This is a genomic window from Anaeromassilibacillus senegalensis (assembly GCF_001261775.1).
GTDB lineage: Bacteria > Bacillota > Clostridia > Oscillospirales > Acutalibacteraceae > Anaeromassilibacillus > Anaeromassilibacillus senegalensis.
The window spans coordinates 306,169-322,006 of sequence record NZ_LN868538.1 but is presented as its reverse complement, the minus strand read 5'-3'; the positions used below and the strand labels follow the sequence as shown (position 1 = coordinate 322,006).

The window sequence follows — 15,838 nt, the reverse complement described above, 5'->3', positions numbered from 1 at the left end:
GAGAGGACCTGGCATGAAAGATTATAGGAACGTGATGGCCGATCCAGCGCGGCATACGCCCATTCCGCCAAAGCCGGAGGAAGCGACGCGCGTATTGCTGGTGCGCCACTGTGAGGCAGAGGGCAATACAATGGGCGTCTTTCAGGGCAGTTCGGACTGCGGAATATCTGGCAATGGGGAACAGCAGCTGGAATTGCTGGGCCTGCGGTGCCGCAATATGCGGATCGATGCGCTGTATACCAGTCCGCTCAAGCGTGCCTATCAAACAGCGGAGGCGGTCAATCGGTATCATAACCTGCCGATCCACACGGATGTGCGGCTGATGGAGCTGGATGGCGGCGACTATGAGGGACTCCCGTGGGCGGAGCTGCCGAACGTCGCGCCGGAGCAGGACAGCAACTGGTATACTGCGCCACAGGATTTTATCGCGCCAAACGGAGAGTCCATGCGTCAGGTATACGACCGTGTGTGGGAAGCGCTTCTTTCGATTGTACAGAAGAATCGTGGGAAAACCGCCTGTGTCGCGTCCCATGGGTGTGCAATTCGCAATATGCTTTGTCACGCAAAGGGGTGGCCTTTGGACCGGCTGAATGACGTGGATTGGTGTGATAATACGGCGATCAGCGTCATTGACATTGACCGGGAAGATATTCCGCATTTGGTCCTGCAAAACGACGCAACCCATCTGACGCCGGATGTCTCGGTCTTTGCCAGGCAGACCTGGTGGAAGCGGGAGAATTTGGAGCGGAAAAGATGAGGATTTTAGCGGTTGATTTGGGAAAAGCCCGTACCGGACTTGCTGTCTGTGACGAGGGAGAACGCCTTGCATCTCCAGCCGGTGTGATTCAGGAGTATAACCGGGAAAAGCTGGCGGTGACTATCGCGGAACAGGCAAAGGCATATGGCGTTGGAGAGATTGTCGTCGGCTTGCCGCGCAATATGGACGGCAGCGAAGGGGAGAGCGCCCAGGGCGCGCGCCTTTTTGCGGAACAGCTGCGGGCATTGACGGAACTGCCGGTTGCGTTACAGGATGAACGCGGTACGACGATTACCGCGCACGGGTATCTGAACGAGACCGATACGCGCGGCAAAAAACGAAAGGCTGTGGTGGACGCGGTTGCGGCAACCATCATTTTAGAGGATTACCTCATGCGGCGCAGGAACGGAGGAAATCCTGCAAACGTGTAAACAGCTGTTGCCTGTTCGATCGTTTGCAGGCGGAGCTGAATGAAAATCATATAGAGATTGACTTTTTACGGAAAGGGAACGCTGCTGAGCGACAGTTCGGCGGCGTTCCCTTTCCGATTTTTTGCCAGCCTGAAAAAAACGGATCGATTTTTCAGATGTTGCGGTCAGGAAAGAATGGGGCGGCATGTACTGGGGTGTGTTTTAGAAAAAATTGTTAATTATATAAACATTCCTGTTGTAAAGTGGGAGTTCTGGCAAGAAATATAAGGTTTATTCTTTTTTTCGCACACTTACAAGGTTTACTCCTATATAATAATTTTAAAAAGATTTAATAAATGTAAGGATGAAGGAACAGATGAAGTGGAGTAAACGGGTCATTGTCTTCCTTCTTTTGTGTTTTGTACTCATTTCCATGTTGATTCTGATTTCTTTCGCCCAGTACCGTACACAGCTGGACGAGGAGTTTGATCAGTTGATTGGAGAAAATCTGACAGCATACGCAGAGGGGCAAAGAACGGAAGTTCAGGGAATGATAGTGGATATCAAAGGTACGCTGGAAGCGATCGCCGTCATGGTGGATTCCGCGGAGATTGATCCGGAAGGCACGTGGCTGGCAAATTATCTACATGCTATTGGGGAAAAACAGGCACGCTATCAGGTAACGTATGCGTCCTTGAGCGAGTTGTTCAGTGGTTTGAACGACTCGGGCGTCCGTCCGGAGGACTGGCAGACGTATGATCTTCTGTCCCATGGAAAGGCTGTGGTTTCAAACGTACGGTTTTCCGAGCGCATGGGGGAAAAGTACTATTTCAGCATCGCGGTTCCGGTGTATGAAAATGGAGAAGTAGTAGGCGTTTTAAGGAGCCTGGTGCAGGCGGAGAAGCTGGTTCAGACGCTGCAAACCAGTTATTTCAGGGAACCGGTACATAGCTACCTGGTAAAAGGGAACGGCGATTTTGTGGAGATATCGGAGCCGCTTCCAAGCAATCTGTACTCAGCAATGAAGTCCTATTTGGCAGAGCAGAAGGATCTGGACTCCATTCGTGCGATGCTGAAGCAAAATCAGAATGCGACCTGTAAATTCAGATTGGCAGATAAAAATTATATTTATGTTTCAACTGTTTCATTGGGATACAATGATTGGCATATCGTAAACTTGACAAGCGCTGAAAATGTTTCGCATCATTCAGAAGTCATTATGCGGTATACCGTAGAAATGGGCGTGTTTTTAATCCTGTTGACTGCGGCTGCGGGGTTGGCGTTTTTCTGGACAGTTCAGCGGCAGAGGAAGAAACTGCGGTTGGAACATGAGCGATACGCGGTTCTGGCAAAATTCTCCGATACGGTGCTGTTTCAATATTTCTATAAGGATCAGATTTTGGAGTTTACCTCCAATGCACAAAAGCTGCTGCCGCTGTCCAGTTCCCGAATTTGCGGTTGGAAGGAGGCCTCTGGACAGATGTTGCATCCGGACGACCGAAAGCTCGTAGCATGGCAGATGGAAAACCCGTTGCCTGAGGGCGAAATTTGCAGCCAGGAATTTCGTATGATGGGATTGGACGGGACATATTTTTGGTGCCTCTGTCAATATCAGACCTTCTATGACAAAAAGAAAAAGCCCTATCTGGCGATGGGAAAGCTGGTGGATATCAGCAGTCAGAAAGAGCGGGAGCGTATTTTGCTTGAAAAATCGGAACGGGATTCGCTGACCGGGCTTTATAATAAGGCAACGGTGGAAAATCAGATTCGCCTGTATCTGCAAAAGGAGTGCTCCAAGGGCTTTCTCTATATGATCGATATTGACAATTTCAAACAGGTGAATGACCGCCGCGGCCATGCGGAGGGCGACCGGCTGCTTGCGCAGATTGGGACGGTGCTGTGCTCGGTATTCCGCGAGGAAAGCGATATTCTGGGGCGTGCCGGCGGCGATGAATTTGTAGCCTTTATGACTGGTTCCGATGATCAAAGTGTAGCAGCGGATCGGGCCCAGCGCATTCTGGAAAAGATTCGTGCACTCAGCGATTTGTCGGCAGGCAGCGACCCTGTTTCCTGTAGTATCGGCGTTGCCGCATGGCCGGGAGACTCCGCCAAGTATGAAGACTTGTTCCGTGCGGCAGACCATGCGATGTACCTTGCAAAAAAGAAAGGGAAAAATACGTTCTCTTTTTAGAGTTATTAAAACGGGACTCACTGATATAAAAGTATGAGGTGTGTATGGAGCAGATTCAGTTGAGAGTATTCAAAGATACGGATATCCTTCCATTTGAACAGTGGCTGCATCAGGATTATGTGGCGCAATGGTATGAGCAGCCTTCGGCGTGGATGGATGAGGTGCGGCAGCGTGACGGTGCGTTCCGTTTCATTCATCACTTTATTGCCGTATACGAAGGCGTGGACATTGGATTCGGCCAGTACTATGCGTATGAAAAGAGCGGCGAGGATTGGCACGGAGCAATAGAAACAGCCGGCACCTATAGCATGGATTATCTCATTGGCGAACGGGCGTACTTAAAAAAGAGCCTGGGGACCAGCCTGGTAAAAGCTTTGCTGACAGCGATTTTTCAGGAGCCTGACGCACAGCGTGTAATTGTGCAGCCTGAGGCAGAGAACCGGGCTTCCTGTAACACATTGCGTTCCGCGGGTTTTCAATATGATGAGGAAAACAGGCTGTACCTGTTTCTGCGGGTTTGACCGGTCCGGAGAGGTTTTAAAGGAACAATACATGATAAGGCCGCGGCGCACTTTTAGAATGCGCCGCGGCCTTATGTTTTATCTAATGCCTGTGTTTCCGTACAGAGACAGCGTTCAGGAATCGGCCTTTTTCAGCTGTTCCTCAGCCTTGAGCATATGGTCCTCGTAACCGTCAATTTTCTTGTCCAACCGGGCCAGTACAGTTTGCATTTCTGCAATGCGTTCTGCCAACAGCCGCCGCTGTTCAATTAAAAGTTCCTTCCGGGCGGGAACGGTTTCACTGCCCTGCTGGAACAAAGAGACATACTCGATCAGAGCTTCAATTGGCATGCCGGCGTTCCGCATACATTTGATAAACTCAACCCAACGGCAGTCTTCCTCCTCATAGGTCCGGACGCCGCTTTTGTTGCGGTGTACCGGGGGAATCAGTCCGATGCGTTCATAGTAGCGCAGCGTATCTGCGGAGAGGTCAAATCGTTTGCTCACTTCGGTAATCGTCATGGGAAAACCTCCTGTTGCCAATTTTTTAAAGAGTAAGGGGGCAGGACGAAAGTCTTGCCTGCTTGTTTAACAGTGCATTAGCCGTTAAAAAGATCATACCACTTGGAGTGAGCTTCAAGTCAAGGGGATACAGATAAATTTTTATTTTTTCTTGACATGGTGTGCACTCCAAGGTGTATGCTTTGATAAAGAAAAGACATATGGAGGGATAAAAATGAATATGGAAAACATGAAAAAGGAATTGGGACCGGCTTCGGTGTTTCCTATTGGTGAGGTAAATCCGTTTGGAGCGTTTTTTGACGGGGTCAGCTATTTACAGATGTTGACGACATCAGGAGTCAGCATCGGCAATGTTGTTTTTGAACCGGGATGCCGCAACCATTGGCACAGACATATAAACGGCGGGCAGATTCTGCTGTGTACCGGTGGCCGGGGCTATTATCAGGAATGGGGAAAACCTGCGCGGGAATTGCATCCGGGAGAAGTGGTACAGATCGGGGACGAAAAACACTGGCACGGCGCAGCGCCGGGCAGTTGGTTTTCTCACATTGCAGTAGAGGTTCCGGGTCAGGAGGCGAAGACGGAATGGCTGGAGCCGGTGGATGCGGAAACGTACAACAAGTTGAAATAAGAACCTGCTGCAAATGAAAAAGCCGCCCTTTCGGACGGCTGATTCAAGAAGAGTTTAGAAAAGGAGAAATATGAAAAGAGAAGTTCTTGTAATCGGTTTTGGGTTCCTTTTGGATTGGTTATAGTATACCGGCCGTTTGTGAAAAATACCTGAAGACCGGTTGAACCTTTATAAAAGGGACCCTGATGATTTGGTCAAGCTTCAAAGTACGGGAAATGAAAACGGCCCTGCTTCAAACAAGGGCCGTCAGTCATCTTATTATCACATGCCTAAGCACTTGCGCAGCAGTTCCCAAAGATCTTTACAATTCATGGGTTGTTCCTCCTTGCAACGAAAAAATTGTCTCGCGAGGACATTGAAATAATAACAAATTTGTAACCTTTTTGCAAATGCAATTTCTGGGAACGCAAATATCAATTGCCGGAAGACGCAATTTCAAGGGAGATCTTGGTGATGTAATCTTCACTGGACTGGTTGGTGATTTCATCCAGCAGACCATCTTCATAGGAATATGCCCCTATTTGCAGGTGTTTATTGTTCAGAAAAGCCAGCAACTTTTGATATGTTCCCGCAGTCGATTCGTAACTGCCGCGGTGATAGGCGGTGGCAAAGATTCCGGCGGGCTTGTAATGCACCGGTAAATCCGCGGGAGGAGCCGATACCTTTGTATAAAAGTAGGCGTATTGGCCGCATCCGGCGTTCAAAATGGCTTCCCGCTTAACCATCGTGCCCAGAAAGGCGGCACAGGGAAGCTTGTTCCTGCTGCACAGATTGATGTGCTCCGTCAGGATTGTCAAAGATTCGTCGTCGCTGACACCTTCGATGGACTGGCTCAAAACAAGAAATTCGGCGGGCTGTGTCTCCAGCTTGACTGTGTCGCAGTCAATTTCCCTGGCACGGCGCACCAGCTCGATTTTTGCGTCCATCATTTGGTGGATGCGGTGAAGGTTTTGCAGCGTCTCTTCGAGTGCGGTTCTCTGGCGCTCAAACAGCGCGACAAAAGCGTCAGGATTCCGTTGGTCAAGATAGGATTTAATTTCCTTGATGGGGGTTCCCATTTCACGGAGCGTATGAATGACACTGAAGGCTTCGAGCTGTAAATAGGTGTATAGACGATACCCGTTCTCGCGGACCGATTCCGGCTTAAAAATGCCGACTTCGTCATAGTAGAACAAGGTTTGCTTGCTTACCCCACACATTTTGGCAAATTCCCCGGTGGTAAAAACCCATTTTGTATTTTTTTCCATGATTTTAAAAAATCTCCTTGACTATATGGTTACTATATACTTTATTATAAGCTATGCTGCCAATTTATACAATGGAGTTGTGCTTTATGAATTCGTTAGCAAGGGAGTTCCGCTTTGGCTCCCTGATCGGTTTTACCCTGCCAACCATCATTATGATGATCTTCCTGTCCTTTTACACGATTGTCGACGGTATTTTCGTCGCCCGATATGTGGGGTCAAATGCGCTGTCTGCCGTCAATATCGCCATGCCGCTGATCAACATTATCACCGGCGTCGGCATCATGTTTGCAACAGGCGGAAGCGCCGTTGTGGCCAAGGAGATGGGAGAAGGGCAAGAGGAAAAGGCCCGCGGGCATTTTTCTCTGATCATATGTTTTTCCATTCTTGTCGGTTTGATTATCGCGGGGATCGGTCTGTTTTTTACCGGGCCTATTACACATTTGCTGGGCGCCACGCCCGTCCTGTACGATGATTGTTACACCTATTCCATCATAGGAATGTTGTTTGCGCCTGTCTGCATTGTGAAATGCCTGTTCGACTATTTTCTGGTTACCGCCGGCAAGCCGCAGATTGGCCTTTTAAACAGCATTTTGGGCGGTGTCATCAATATGGTATTGGATTATGTCTTTATTGTTCCCATGCAGATGGGGATCGCCGGTGCGGCAATTGCTACCGGCATCGGGCAGCTTTTGCCGGCGATCATCGGCATTGTCTTTTTTTGCAGGAAAGGCAACGAGTTGCATCTGCAAAAACCATCGTCTGATTTTAAAACGCTGGGCAAATGCTGCGTCAACGGTGCGTCTGAGATGGTTACAAACCTGTCCATGGGGATTACCACGTTCCTGTTCAATATGGTGATGTTGCATTATCTGGGAGAAAACGGCGTGGCGGCGATCACCATCGTTCTATATGCGCAGTTTTTTCTGGTTTCCGCCTTTTTGGGCTTTACCTCCGGCGTTGCGCCTGTCATCAGTTTCCACTACGGCAGCAAGAACTGGAAACAGGAGCAGCGGATTATACGGTATTCGTACATTTTCATCCTGGGCTCGTCCGCAATTACTTTGGTAGCGGCAATTCTCCTGGCGCCATTCCTGATGGGGATTTTCTCACCGCAGGGGACGGAAGTTTACGACATTGCCCTGCACGGATTTTATCTGTTTTCCATCAGCTTTATCCCGGTGGGAATCAATATCTTCGCATCGGGGATGTTTACCGCATTTTCCAATGGGATTGTTTCCGGTTTCCTGTCTCTTTTGCGTACATTGGTCTTTGTGGTTTTGGGAATTTTGGTTTTGCCCATGTTCCTGGATATCGACGGCGTATGGCTCACGATTCCCTTCGCGGAGTTCGCCGCAGTGTTTTTCTCTGTTGGCCTGACCTGGAAATACCGGCAGCGTTACGGGTATGGACGGAGAGAGGATACGGTAAAATCGATTCCAGCGGTACAAAAAGTGGAATAAAACGTCTGCATAGAAAAATGCACAGGTCCGCCGCGGCGAATCTGTGCATGGCCTGTGCAGGCTTTTTCTTTTAGGTGAGGCGGATGAACCGGCTGTCGGAATAACCGACATTGCCGTTGTAATTGACCACGTACCAGCCCTGCCATTCCCCGTTGACGGTGATCGGCGCGCCGTTGGGCGCCTGCGCGATAACCGGCGCCTCCAGGCTGGGGCGGGCGCGGATGTTCAGATTGCCGCCCTGCGTTGTGACAACGCCTTGACGGGCCGGCTGTGGATTGCTGATAAACGGCAGACCGAAATACTCGGTGAGGCTCTCCACGATATTGGCGGCGATCTCGTTGATATTATTGCGGATCCAGTCGGCGTCCTGCACGTTGTCGTGATAAGCGACCTCGATCAATACGGAAGGGGCATTTGTCTTGGTTACTTCTGCAAGTGTCGTGGTGGGTACCGTCTTGACCAGGCTTGGCTGTGGATAAATGTTTTTGAAGTTATCGGCAATGATGGTAGCGGCGCGTTTTCCACGTTCACTGGCAGGATAATAATAGACGTCGGTTCCCCTGATTTGTCCGCTTAAATTGGGCGGCGCAGCGTTGGAATGCAGCGCCAGATGCAAGTCGTAATAACCTTCGTTGGATTCCCGAATGACCTGGCCCAGGGTCATATCCTTCCGGCTGCGGGTGAAGCGGATGCCGTTCGCACGCAGATAGGGTTCCATGGCGTCTGCGATCAGGTTCATGTAATACTGTTCGTTGCCGCCGCCGACATATTCGTTAAACGGCTGCAGCGATGGGCTGAGATAAATAATGGGCATTCAAATTCCTCCCTGTCATTATGGTTTAAAAAATAAGCATGTATCCTCAGTTTATGCCGCGGCTTTGGGAGGCGCCAGTTTTTTAAAGAAATCTACGCTGCTCTGCCCCGGTGGACGCAGATACCGCCCCAGGCCGTAAAGGCATTCGGGGTCCCTGGTAATGGTGTTAATGCGGCTCTCACAGGTCAACGTGGCGGAGAATCCCAGGCTGCGCACGATGGGGACAGCGTCGTTGCTGATTGCGCCGAAGGGGAAGACAAAAGTGTTTGGCGTGTAACCGGTGTGTTCCTGCATCTCCTGCTGCATCTGTGTGATGTCGTCGGTCAGAAGGGCGGTATATGCCGCAAGGCTTTCGCCTTTCAGCTTTTTGGTGCCCAGGCGTTTCCCGTTGCTGGAATGAAGGTTGTACGAGTGATTCTGAAATTCCACATAGCCGGAGGACATCATTTCTTTGATCTGGTCCCAGGTCACATGGGAATAGGTGGCGTGGTTGGCGTCTGCTTTGCTGAACTGGTCGGTGAAATATCCGATGGGAGAAATGACGATCTTGCTTTCATATTGCTTGGCCAGAGGAAATGCGTACAGATAATTATTGTAGTAGCCGTCGTCGAAGGTGAGCATGATGGGGTTATCCGGCAGGGCCGTTCCCTCGTTTACATAGTTCAACAGGTCCTGCATATTGACGGTATGATAGCCGTTGTCTTTCAGATATTTTAAATCCTCTTCAAATGTCGCGGGCGAAATGATATATTTGCCCTTTCCCTCCTTCAACATACTGTGATACATGATGATGGGAAGTTCAATGCCCTCCTGCTGCACCTGTGCGCTGGCAAGCTGCGCTTGCCCAATTTTGCTGCTGGTTAAGGCGCAGGCGCCGACGGTTGCAAGAACCAGCAGCAGAGCCAAAACCCGCTTGATATGGAACGTTACATACATATACGGATGCTCCTTATGCAGTTACTGCTAATATATATAGAGAAATGCGAAACTTTATGATATAATAACCTCACGGCGTGACCAAAATCGGAGATTTTGACGCCTGAGAGAACATTGAATCATACCGGCTGAGAAAATGAAGGCAATTTCAAAGATGAAAGAGTCTTTCTGTAAGTCGGGTATGATTGAGTAACCTCACGGCGTAACCAAAATCGGAGATTTTGACGCCTGAGAGAACATTGAATCATACCGGCTGAGAAAGTGCAGGCAATTTCAAAGATGAAAGAGGTTTCTTGTAAGTTGGGTATGATTGAGTAACCTCACGGCGTGACCAAAATCGGAGATTTTGACGCCTGAGAGAACATTGAATCATACCGGCTGAGAAAATGAAGGCAATTTCAAAGATGAAAGAGTCTTTCTGTAAGTCGGGTATGATTGAGTAACCTCACGGCGTAACCAAAATCGGAGATTTTGACGCCTGAGAGAACATGAAAATGTATAGAACAAATTTAAGAATGAGATGGTGAAGTAATTTGAACGATGATAACAAAGAGATGATTCCAGAGCAGGAAGTACAGCAGGATGAAGAGCAGGCGGATAACGGGGGAAAACCCCGCAGAAAGTTTAATAAAAAGGCATATACCTTTGGAATTGCCCTGTTGCTGATGTTTTTTGCAATTTCCATTTATCGCACGCACATGAATGGGTTTGGTATGATTGTACAAACGACGGATACCTACAATTATGAGGTGCAAACGCTGGAGCAGCCGGTCCTGTTCACAATCGATTTGGATGATCTGAAAGGCAACGAGGGAAACAATATTTACAGTGATGGCGACTGTACCATTAATATTTCTACGGTAGAAAAGGCGGACGACGGGTATCTGCTTACTTTTATGGCAAACCCCAAGCATGACTTCTTCCAGAACTACGCGGTCTTGGTTTCCGCAGCACAGGAGGAATACCAAATTGTGCCGGACGGAACGGCTCATCTGGCGGTGCTGAAAGCGGAATTGAACGGAAGCTACCAAGACGAAGCTTTTGTCGGCGAGCCGGGCGAAGCGAACGACATCGGCACGCTGTTTACTTATACCATTCCCGTAGAAGAAACAACCGGGAAGGTAACGTTGACATTTAGTGGCCTGCGGAAAATGAACTGGGATATCAAAAGATAAAAACATAATGCTCCGGTTCTTACGATTTTCAGCGAATGTACGCCGGTTATTCCAACGTGCCGTCGTTGATGGGATAAAAGAAAAGATTGATACCCGTACAGGAACGATCGTAATCCAGTATGACCCGCATTGCACCCAAAAATAGTCCCGTGCCAGGGTTCCATTCCTGACACGGGATTTTTGTTTGTAGCGTTTTGTTTCGTCAGCTTCAGATCCAGCAATCCTTTTTTAGCAGCGATGGCATTCCTCATATCGCGCTTTTTCAGCTGGAAGCGTTAGTGAATTACGCCACTTTGAAAGTTGGCTTTTCAGCCGGCTTGTCAAACGCCGCTTTTGCTGTATCTTGCTTTGCGATTTTGTCCGCATGGTCGGCACGAAAATCTTTTTTGTGTTGTGACCATTTATAAACGACTTTAATACTCTCGTTGCGCCGTGTATTTACCTCTGGAAATAGAAAAATCTCCGTCGTAATTTACGACGGAGATTTTGGAGCTTGTGATCGGACTCGAACCGATGACCTGCGCATTACGAATGCGCTGCTCTACCAACTGAGCCACACAAGCATTTATAGGAACCGGGTTCTTTTATCTAGCCCTGTTTGTTAGTATACCACATTTTTGCCAAGTTGAAAACAGTATCTTTCCAAACAATCCGCGACCTGCGCATTACGAATGCGCTGCTCTACCAACTGAGCCACAGTAGCAAATGATTTAGAAACGATCAAACCCAATATATACTAAAATCCCAGATTATGGGTATTTCATACAAATGAATTCTGACAGCTAGATTATTATATAAAATTTTACCGGTAACGTCAAGGGCTTTTCTAAAAATATTTGGTTTCCCTGAGAGATTCGCAGACTTTCTGTAAATACTATTGACAAAGTTGACAGTATTGTAGTGAAGAATGTTGACATATTTATCCGAAAATATCTTTATTATATTATAATATAGCATATACTACCCAAATTACATGAAAGATGGGAATCAATGTTGACAGATAAAAAGCTGTGCGAAAAACTGCGCGCGCTCCGAGAAAATAACGGTTTTAAACAGTTGGAAATCGCCAAAATTCTGAATTGCTCCCGTTCTACTTACACGTATTACGAAACAGGCAAAACGACGCCTTCCATTGCTGTTTTGAAAACTCTGGCAAAAGTTTATAATGTTTCCTTGTTGGAACTGTTAGCGGATGAAAAGGAATCCGGGGAGTTGCGTGATGCCAACCGTCCCGACAGTTTTGATCATATTAAATATATCTATGACCTTTCTCCCAATGAACGCATGTTGGTTGGGATTTTTCGTGCTGCATCGCCCAAAGAGCGAGAACAGATTTTGGCTCATAGTAAAAGCGTTGTTGGTATCAAAAAATAATCGCCTTTTCTCTCCTTGCGCAGCGGCTGGCCTTATGATAAACTAAATATAGAAGAGTTGGTCAAAGCGAAATCGCCGTGTTTGGCGTTTTCTTTGCTTTGGCTTTTTTATAAGTAGCCGGCCTTTACCGGTATTCCGGTAAGCTGTTTGTATTTTTAAGAAATGGAGAGGATCCCGTGGATTATGATGCTTTTACCGGCGGCGTTGAGCCGGGAGGACTGCGCACGAAGAATCAGATTCGGATTTTGATCTGCTATCTGCTTTCCAGTGTTGATGCGCCGTTGTCCCGAGAAGACGTCATCCATATTATGCAGGACAACGGTCTTGCCAATTATTTTGAAATTGCGGATGCGGTTGCGGAGCTCTTAGCGAACGGGAATCTTATGGAAGACCCGCAGCATCCAGAACTTTTGACCGCCACTCCTCAGGCGCACATGATTGCCAAGCAGCTGGATGCCGCTGTGCCGATTGCGGTGAGGGAGCATGCGGTTTCTGCAGCAGCCAACCTGCTGGCGGCTGCTAAAAGGGAACGTGAGAACAAGGTGGAAATTCGCCGCACAGACAACGGCTATAATGTGGTCTGCCATGTTTCCGGCGGGGACATGGAGCTGATGAGCTTTACGCTGTACGTGCCGGACTTGTACCAGGCAAGGATGGTCAAACGGAACTTTCACCGCGCGCCGGAAAACGTCTACCGCATCCTGTTGGCGGCGGTGACAAATAACACCGATCTGGTCGCAGATATTTTAAAAAGTGCAAAGGGAAAAGCTTTATAGCTGTTCCAAAATCTGTCGGGCGGCGGCGATTTCGGCTTCGTCCGTTTCAAAAATTGTATATTCGCTCATCATGGGCAGCCCCATGCTCACGCCGGCTTTCCGGTACTGCATGGCGCTGTCCTTCTCTTTTTTGGCGGAAAGGTGAAAACTCTTTGCACCGGTTTTCATCGCCAGTTCGCGCAGATTGCCCGATTTTACGCCGCTGCCTACCAAAATTTCAACCGGCCCGGCTTGCTGGACCAGATCGCGCAGCAGTGCTGCGCCTTCGACAGCGCTGTTTTGCTGGCCGGAGGTCAGGATGGTATCGATTCCCAAGGTTTTTGCTTCCTCCAATGCGCGGTAAGGATCGGCGCACACATCAAAGGCGCGGTGAAGAGTAAGGCGGCAGTTTTTGCAAAGCGTCCGGACTTTTTCCATTTTTGTAAGGTCCAGGTTGCCGTCCGGAAGCAGAAAGCCTGTGACAATGGCGTCTGCGCCCGCCTGCACCAGTGCGGAGATTTCCTCCAGCATCACGGCAAATTCGTCATCGGTATAGCAAAAATCACCGAAGCGCGGGCGGACCAGCACATGAGTGCGCAACCCGGTTTGCTCTTTTACCTGGCGGAAGAAGGGCAGGCCCGGCGTAAGGCCGCCGACGACCAGTCCGGTGCAGAGCTCGAGCCGGTCCGCACCACCGCGCATGGCCGCTTTTGCGGAGGCGATGTTATCGACACAGGCTTCCAAAATAAAATGGTTCATAGAGGACCTTCCTTTTCAATACGTTATTCGGCTGTATTGTACCACATATGATTTGAGAAATCCAGAAAAACAGATCTGTATCCCTGATTGGAAGAATGTGTAAAAAGTCGGCTAAATGGACAACTCCCCCACTAAAAGCGGGGGAGTTCCTCTTATCCTGTCAAGATTTTGGCAAAGCTTGCATCAAAAATACAGGTCTATTTTTATCATTAAGAAGATACAGGACGTTTATTGTTTCTCATTTTCGGAAAGATTTTTATCTTTCAACGAAATAATCCATGCTTCAATTGCTTGCGCCAGTACATATTGTTGTTGTAGAACGGCCATACCGGTTTCCGGAATATTCGGGACGATTTTCTTTTCCCGAATGTTATCCTCCAGATACGCCTTTAATGTTTTTATATTGTTTTCAATTTCTGTGAGACAAGTTTTTTGGCCTTCTGGTGGAAGACTTGATAAATTTACAACTACGGCGTTAAAGTCCAGAAAAAAGCGAACAGGCTGCGAGGCAATCTCATACATAAGGCGTTCAAATTCCTTTTCGCCAGCTTCTGTCAGAGAATAGACTGCTTTTTCCGGCATTTTTCCCTCTTTTACAGAATTGCTTTTGATATAGCCTTTTGCTTCAAGCTGAATCACTTTTTTATAAATGGAGGGTGTGCTGATTTTTACCCACTTGGATATGTTTCGGTATTCTACCAGTTTTTGAATGTCGTAGGCGCTTAAGGGTTCTTTTTTTAAAATTCCCAGTACGATCAAATCGATGGTTGCCATTTACTCCTCCTTTTTTTATTGACAAATAGTATAAATTATAGTAGTATAATCAGCAGCAACGATATACTATAATTTATACTACTGTATTTTGCGTTTTGTGTCAAGAGAAGGGAGAAGGTAAGATGAAAAAACATCATACAAAAATGGACTTGTTGGGAAGCGCACCAATACCAAAGGCGCTTTTGGCGTTGGGACTCCCAACGATGATTGGTATGTTGATCAACGCGCTTTACAATTTGGTGGATACCTACTTTGTGGGAGGGCTTGGAACCGACCAGATGGGAGCAGTTACGGTGGCGTTTCCCCTTGGGCAAATTGTTGTAGGTTTGGGATTGTTATTTGGAAATGGCGCCGCCGCTTATCTTTCAAGATTGCTTGGGCGCGGGGACAAAGATACGGCGAATAAAGTAGCCAGTACGGCCGTGTACAGCAGTATTTTGGTGGGAGCAATTGTCATTCTTTGCTCTGTCATTTTTCTGAAACCAATTTTGAAGCAGCTGGGTGCGATTGAAAGCGTCCTGCCCGATGCGATTGCCTATTCCGGTATTTATATCACATTCTCAATTTTTAATGTATTTAACGTCACCATGAACAACATTGTGTCCAGTGAGGGGGCTGCAAAAACGGCAATGTGTGCATTAATGACGGGCGCCATATTGAACGTGCTATTAGACCCTGTTTTCATCTATGCGTTGCATCTGGGAGTTGCCGGTGCGGCTATCGCCACTGCCATTTCACAAATCGTTTCCACCTTGGTTTATTTATGCTATATCCTCCGCAAAAAGAGCGTGTTTCATTTTCGTATCAAGGATTGTTGCTTTTCCAAAGAGATCGTATCTGAAATTTTGAAAATAGGGATTCCCACATTGCTTTTCCAATTGCTGACCAGCCTGTCAATCGGTATGATGGACAATGCGGCCAAAGAATATGGAAATTCCGCGCTTGCTGCGATGGGACCGCTCACAAAAATGATGTCTATGGGTAGTCTGATGGTATTTGGTTTTTTAAAAGGTTTCCAGCCGATCGCCGGATTCAGCTATGGTGCAAAAAAGTTTGACCGCCTGCATGAAGCGATCAAAACTTCCATACTCTGGTCTACGATATTTTGTCTGATATTTGGTTTGATCGTTGCCATATTTCCTGCACAGATCATGTCCCTGTTTACAAAAGGCGATTTGGAAATGATCCGCGTCGGTTCCATCGCATTGCGGGCAAATGGCCTTTCTTTTATCCTTTTTGGTTTCTACACGGTATATTCCTTTTTGTTCCTGGTGATGGGAAGAGCGAAAGAAGGTTGTATCCTTGGCGCCTGCAGACAGGGAATATTTTTTGTGCCAGTTATTCTGCTTCTCCCGATGTTTTGGGGGCTGAATGGCGTGCTTTATGCCCAGCCGATTGCTGATGTGCTTTCTGCTGTTGTTACCGTATGGATGGCTGTACATCTTCATAAGGAATTGGTTGTGACAAAAGAGCGTTTCTTATCGGCAGGATAATAAACAAAACTGCTTTCACCGCACGTATTTCCCTTTGTTT

16 protein-coding genes and 1 tRNA gene are annotated in these 15,838 nt (G+C 47.8%); 10 read left to right on the top strand and 7 right to left on the bottom strand.

The window, feature by feature from the left end:
- Positions 1-13: 13 nt before the first annotated feature.
- From BN2106_RS11780 to BN2106_RS11765, 4 genes are all read left to right on the top strand, one after another.
- The gene (locus tag BN2106_RS11780; protein ID WP_242846321.1) at positions 14-757 is read left to right on the top strand and encodes a histidine phosphatase family protein; all 744 of its coding nucleotides are present in this window, start codon (positions 14-16) and stop codon (positions 755-757) included.
- Positions 754-1,188 (top strand): Holliday junction resolvase RuvX, encoded by a 435-nt coding sequence (ruvX, locus tag BN2106_RS11775; protein ID WP_050698782.1) that lies wholly within the window; start codon positions 754-756, stop codon positions 1,186-1,188. Before BN2106_RS11780 ends, ruvX begins: the two co-directional genes overlap by 4 nt.
- Positions 1,189-1,543: 355 nt before the next feature.
- Positions 1,544-3,358, top strand: a complete 1,815-nt coding sequence (locus BN2106_RS11770) for a sensor domain-containing diguanylate cyclase (RefSeq protein ID WP_050698781.1) — start codon at positions 1,544-1,546, stop codon at positions 3,356-3,358.
- A 44-nt stretch (positions 3,359-3,402) separates the two neighbouring features.
- Positions 3,403-3,879, top strand: coding sequence for a GNAT family N-acetyltransferase (locus tag BN2106_RS11765; protein ID WP_050698780.1), 477 nt, complete (start codon positions 3,403-3,405; stop codon positions 3,877-3,879).
- A 114-nt stretch (positions 3,880-3,993) separates the two neighbouring features.
- On the opposite strand, the gene BN2106_RS11760 is transcribed toward BN2106_RS11765, so the two are convergent.
- Positions 3,994-4,380, bottom strand: a complete 387-nt coding sequence (locus BN2106_RS11760) for a MerR family transcriptional regulator (protein ID WP_050698779.1) — start codon at positions 4,378-4,380, stop codon at positions 3,994-3,996.
- A gap of 220 nt (positions 4,381-4,600) precedes the next feature.
- Between BN2106_RS11760 and BN2106_RS11755 the strand changes: the two genes are divergently transcribed.
- Complete coding sequence (locus BN2106_RS11755; protein WP_050699453.1) at positions 4,601-5,011, top strand: cupin domain-containing protein; 411 nt, start codon at positions 4,601-4,603, stop codon at positions 5,009-5,011.
- Positions 5,012-5,424: 413 nt separating this feature from the next.
- On the opposite strand, the gene BN2106_RS11750 is transcribed toward BN2106_RS11755, so the two are convergent.
- On the bottom strand, positions 5,425-6,258 hold the full coding sequence (locus BN2106_RS11750) for a MerR family transcriptional regulator (protein WP_050698778.1): 834 nt from the start codon (positions 6,256-6,258) through the stop codon (positions 5,425-5,427).
- Positions 6,259-6,344: 86 nt separating this feature from the next.
- Here BN2106_RS11750 and BN2106_RS11745 point away from each other — a divergent pair, with 86 nt between their 5' ends.
- Positions 6,345-7,718, top strand: a complete 1,374-nt coding sequence (locus BN2106_RS11745; protein ID WP_195891839.1) for an MATE family efflux transporter — start codon at positions 6,345-6,347, stop codon at positions 7,716-7,718.
- Positions 7,719-7,788: 70 nt separating this feature from the next.
- On the opposite strand, the gene BN2106_RS11740 is transcribed toward BN2106_RS11745, so the two are convergent.
- Positions 7,789-8,532, bottom strand: coding sequence for an N-acetylmuramoyl-L-alanine amidase (locus BN2106_RS11740; RefSeq protein ID WP_050698777.1), 744 nt, complete (start codon positions 8,530-8,532; stop codon positions 7,789-7,791).
- 51 nt (positions 8,533-8,583) lie between these two features.
- The gene (locus tag BN2106_RS11735) at positions 8,584-9,468 is read right to left on the bottom strand and encodes a polysaccharide deacetylase family protein (RefSeq protein ID WP_050698776.1); all 885 of its coding nucleotides are present in this window, start codon (positions 9,466-9,468) and stop codon (positions 8,584-8,586) included.
- A gap of 533 nt (positions 9,469-10,001) precedes the next feature.
- On the opposite strand from BN2106_RS11735, the gene BN2106_RS11730 reads away from it, so the two are divergent.
- Entirely contained in the window at positions 10,002-10,643 is a 642-nt protein-coding gene (locus BN2106_RS11730) for a hypothetical protein (protein WP_050698775.1), read from the top strand.
- Positions 10,644-11,130: 487 nt separating this feature from the next.
- Here BN2106_RS11730 and BN2106_RS11725 read toward each other — a convergent pair.
- Positions 11,131-11,206: transfer RNA gene (locus BN2106_RS11725), tRNA-Thr, on the bottom strand.
- Positions 11,207-11,633: 427 nt separating this feature from the next.
- Here BN2106_RS11725 and BN2106_RS11720 point away from each other — a divergent pair.
- Together BN2106_RS11720 and BN2106_RS11715 are read left to right on the top strand one after the other, a co-directional pair.
- A complete protein-coding gene (locus BN2106_RS11720; RefSeq protein ID WP_050698774.1) occupies positions 11,634-12,017 on the top strand; it encodes a helix-turn-helix domain-containing protein in 384 nt (127 codons plus the stop codon).
- Positions 12,018-12,193: 176 nt separating this feature from the next.
- Positions 12,194-12,793, top strand: coding sequence for a DUF4364 family protein (locus BN2106_RS11715; protein ID WP_050698773.1), 600 nt, complete (start codon positions 12,194-12,196; stop codon positions 12,791-12,793).
- On the opposite strand, the gene BN2106_RS11710 is transcribed toward BN2106_RS11715, so the two are convergent.
- Both BN2106_RS11710 and BN2106_RS11705 read right to left on the bottom strand, forming a co-directional pair.
- Complete coding sequence (locus BN2106_RS11710; RefSeq protein ID WP_050698772.1) at positions 12,788-13,531, bottom strand: copper homeostasis protein CutC; 744 nt, start codon at positions 13,529-13,531, stop codon at positions 12,788-12,790. The two genes, BN2106_RS11715 and BN2106_RS11710, sit on opposite strands and share 6 nt — an antisense overlap.
- A 228-nt stretch (positions 13,532-13,759) precedes the next feature.
- Complete coding sequence (locus BN2106_RS11705) at positions 13,760-14,305, bottom strand: PadR family transcriptional regulator (RefSeq protein WP_050698771.1); 546 nt, start codon at positions 14,303-14,305, stop codon at positions 13,760-13,762.
- A gap of 122 nt (positions 14,306-14,427) precedes the next feature.
- Here BN2106_RS11705 and BN2106_RS11700 point away from each other — a divergent pair, with 122 nt between their 5' ends.
- Positions 14,428-15,798 (top strand): MATE family efflux transporter, encoded by a 1,371-nt coding sequence (locus BN2106_RS11700; protein ID WP_050698770.1) that lies wholly within the window; start codon positions 14,428-14,430, stop codon positions 15,796-15,798.
- Positions 15,799-15,838 lie beyond the last annotated feature (40 nt).

What these genes read in the sequence shown, in the direction of transcription:
- BN2106_RS11720 (WP_050698774.1), top strand. Translation starts at nt 11,634, where the DNA reads ATGTTGACAGATAAAAAGCTGTGCGAAAAACTGCGCGCGCTCCGAGAA.
- BN2106_RS11765 (WP_050698780.1), top strand. Translation starts at nt 3,403, where the DNA reads ATGGAGCAGATTCAGTTGAGAGTATTCAAAGATACGGATATCCTTCCA.
- ruvX (WP_050698782.1), top strand. Translation starts at nt 754, where the DNA reads ATGAGGATTTTAGCGGTTGATTTGGGAAAAGCCCGTACCGGACTTGCT.
- BN2106_RS11745 (WP_195891839.1), top strand. Translation starts at nt 6,345, where the DNA reads ATGAATTCGTTAGCAAGGGAGTTCCGCTTTGGCTCCCTGATCGGTTTT.
- BN2106_RS11740 (WP_050698777.1), bottom strand. Translation starts at nt 8,532, where the DNA reads ATGCCCATTATTTATCTCAGCCCATCGCTGCAGCCGTTTAACGAATAT.
- BN2106_RS11755 (WP_050699453.1), top strand. Translation starts at nt 4,601, where the DNA reads ATGGAAAACATGAAAAAGGAATTGGGACCGGCTTCGGTGTTTCCTATT.
- BN2106_RS11735 (WP_050698776.1), bottom strand. Translation starts at nt 9,468, where the DNA reads ATGTATGTAACGTTCCATATCAAGCGGGTTTTGGCTCTGCTGCTGGTT.
- BN2106_RS11770 (WP_050698781.1), top strand. Translation starts at nt 1,544, where the DNA reads ATGAAGTGGAGTAAACGGGTCATTGTCTTCCTTCTTTTGTGTTTTGTA.
- BN2106_RS11710 (WP_050698772.1), bottom strand. Translation starts at nt 13,531, where the DNA reads ATGAACCATTTTATTTTGGAAGCCTGTGTCGATAACATCGCCTCCGCA.
- BN2106_RS11750 (WP_050698778.1), bottom strand. Translation starts at nt 6,258, where the DNA reads ATGGAAAAAAATACAAAATGGGTTTTTACCACCGGGGAATTTGCCAAA.
- BN2106_RS11780 (WP_242846321.1), top strand. Translation starts at nt 14, where the DNA reads ATGAAAGATTATAGGAACGTGATGGCCGATCCAGCGCGGCATACGCCC.
- BN2106_RS11760 (WP_050698779.1), bottom strand. Translation starts at nt 4,380, where the DNA reads ATGACGATTACCGAAGTGAGCAAACGATTTGACCTCTCCGCAGATACG.
- BN2106_RS11700 (WP_050698770.1), top strand. Translation starts at nt 14,428, where the DNA reads ATGAAAAAACATCATACAAAAATGGACTTGTTGGGAAGCGCACCAATA.
- BN2106_RS11705 (WP_050698771.1), bottom strand. Translation starts at nt 14,305, where the DNA reads ATGGCAACCATCGATTTGATCGTACTGGGAATTTTAAAAAAAGAACCC.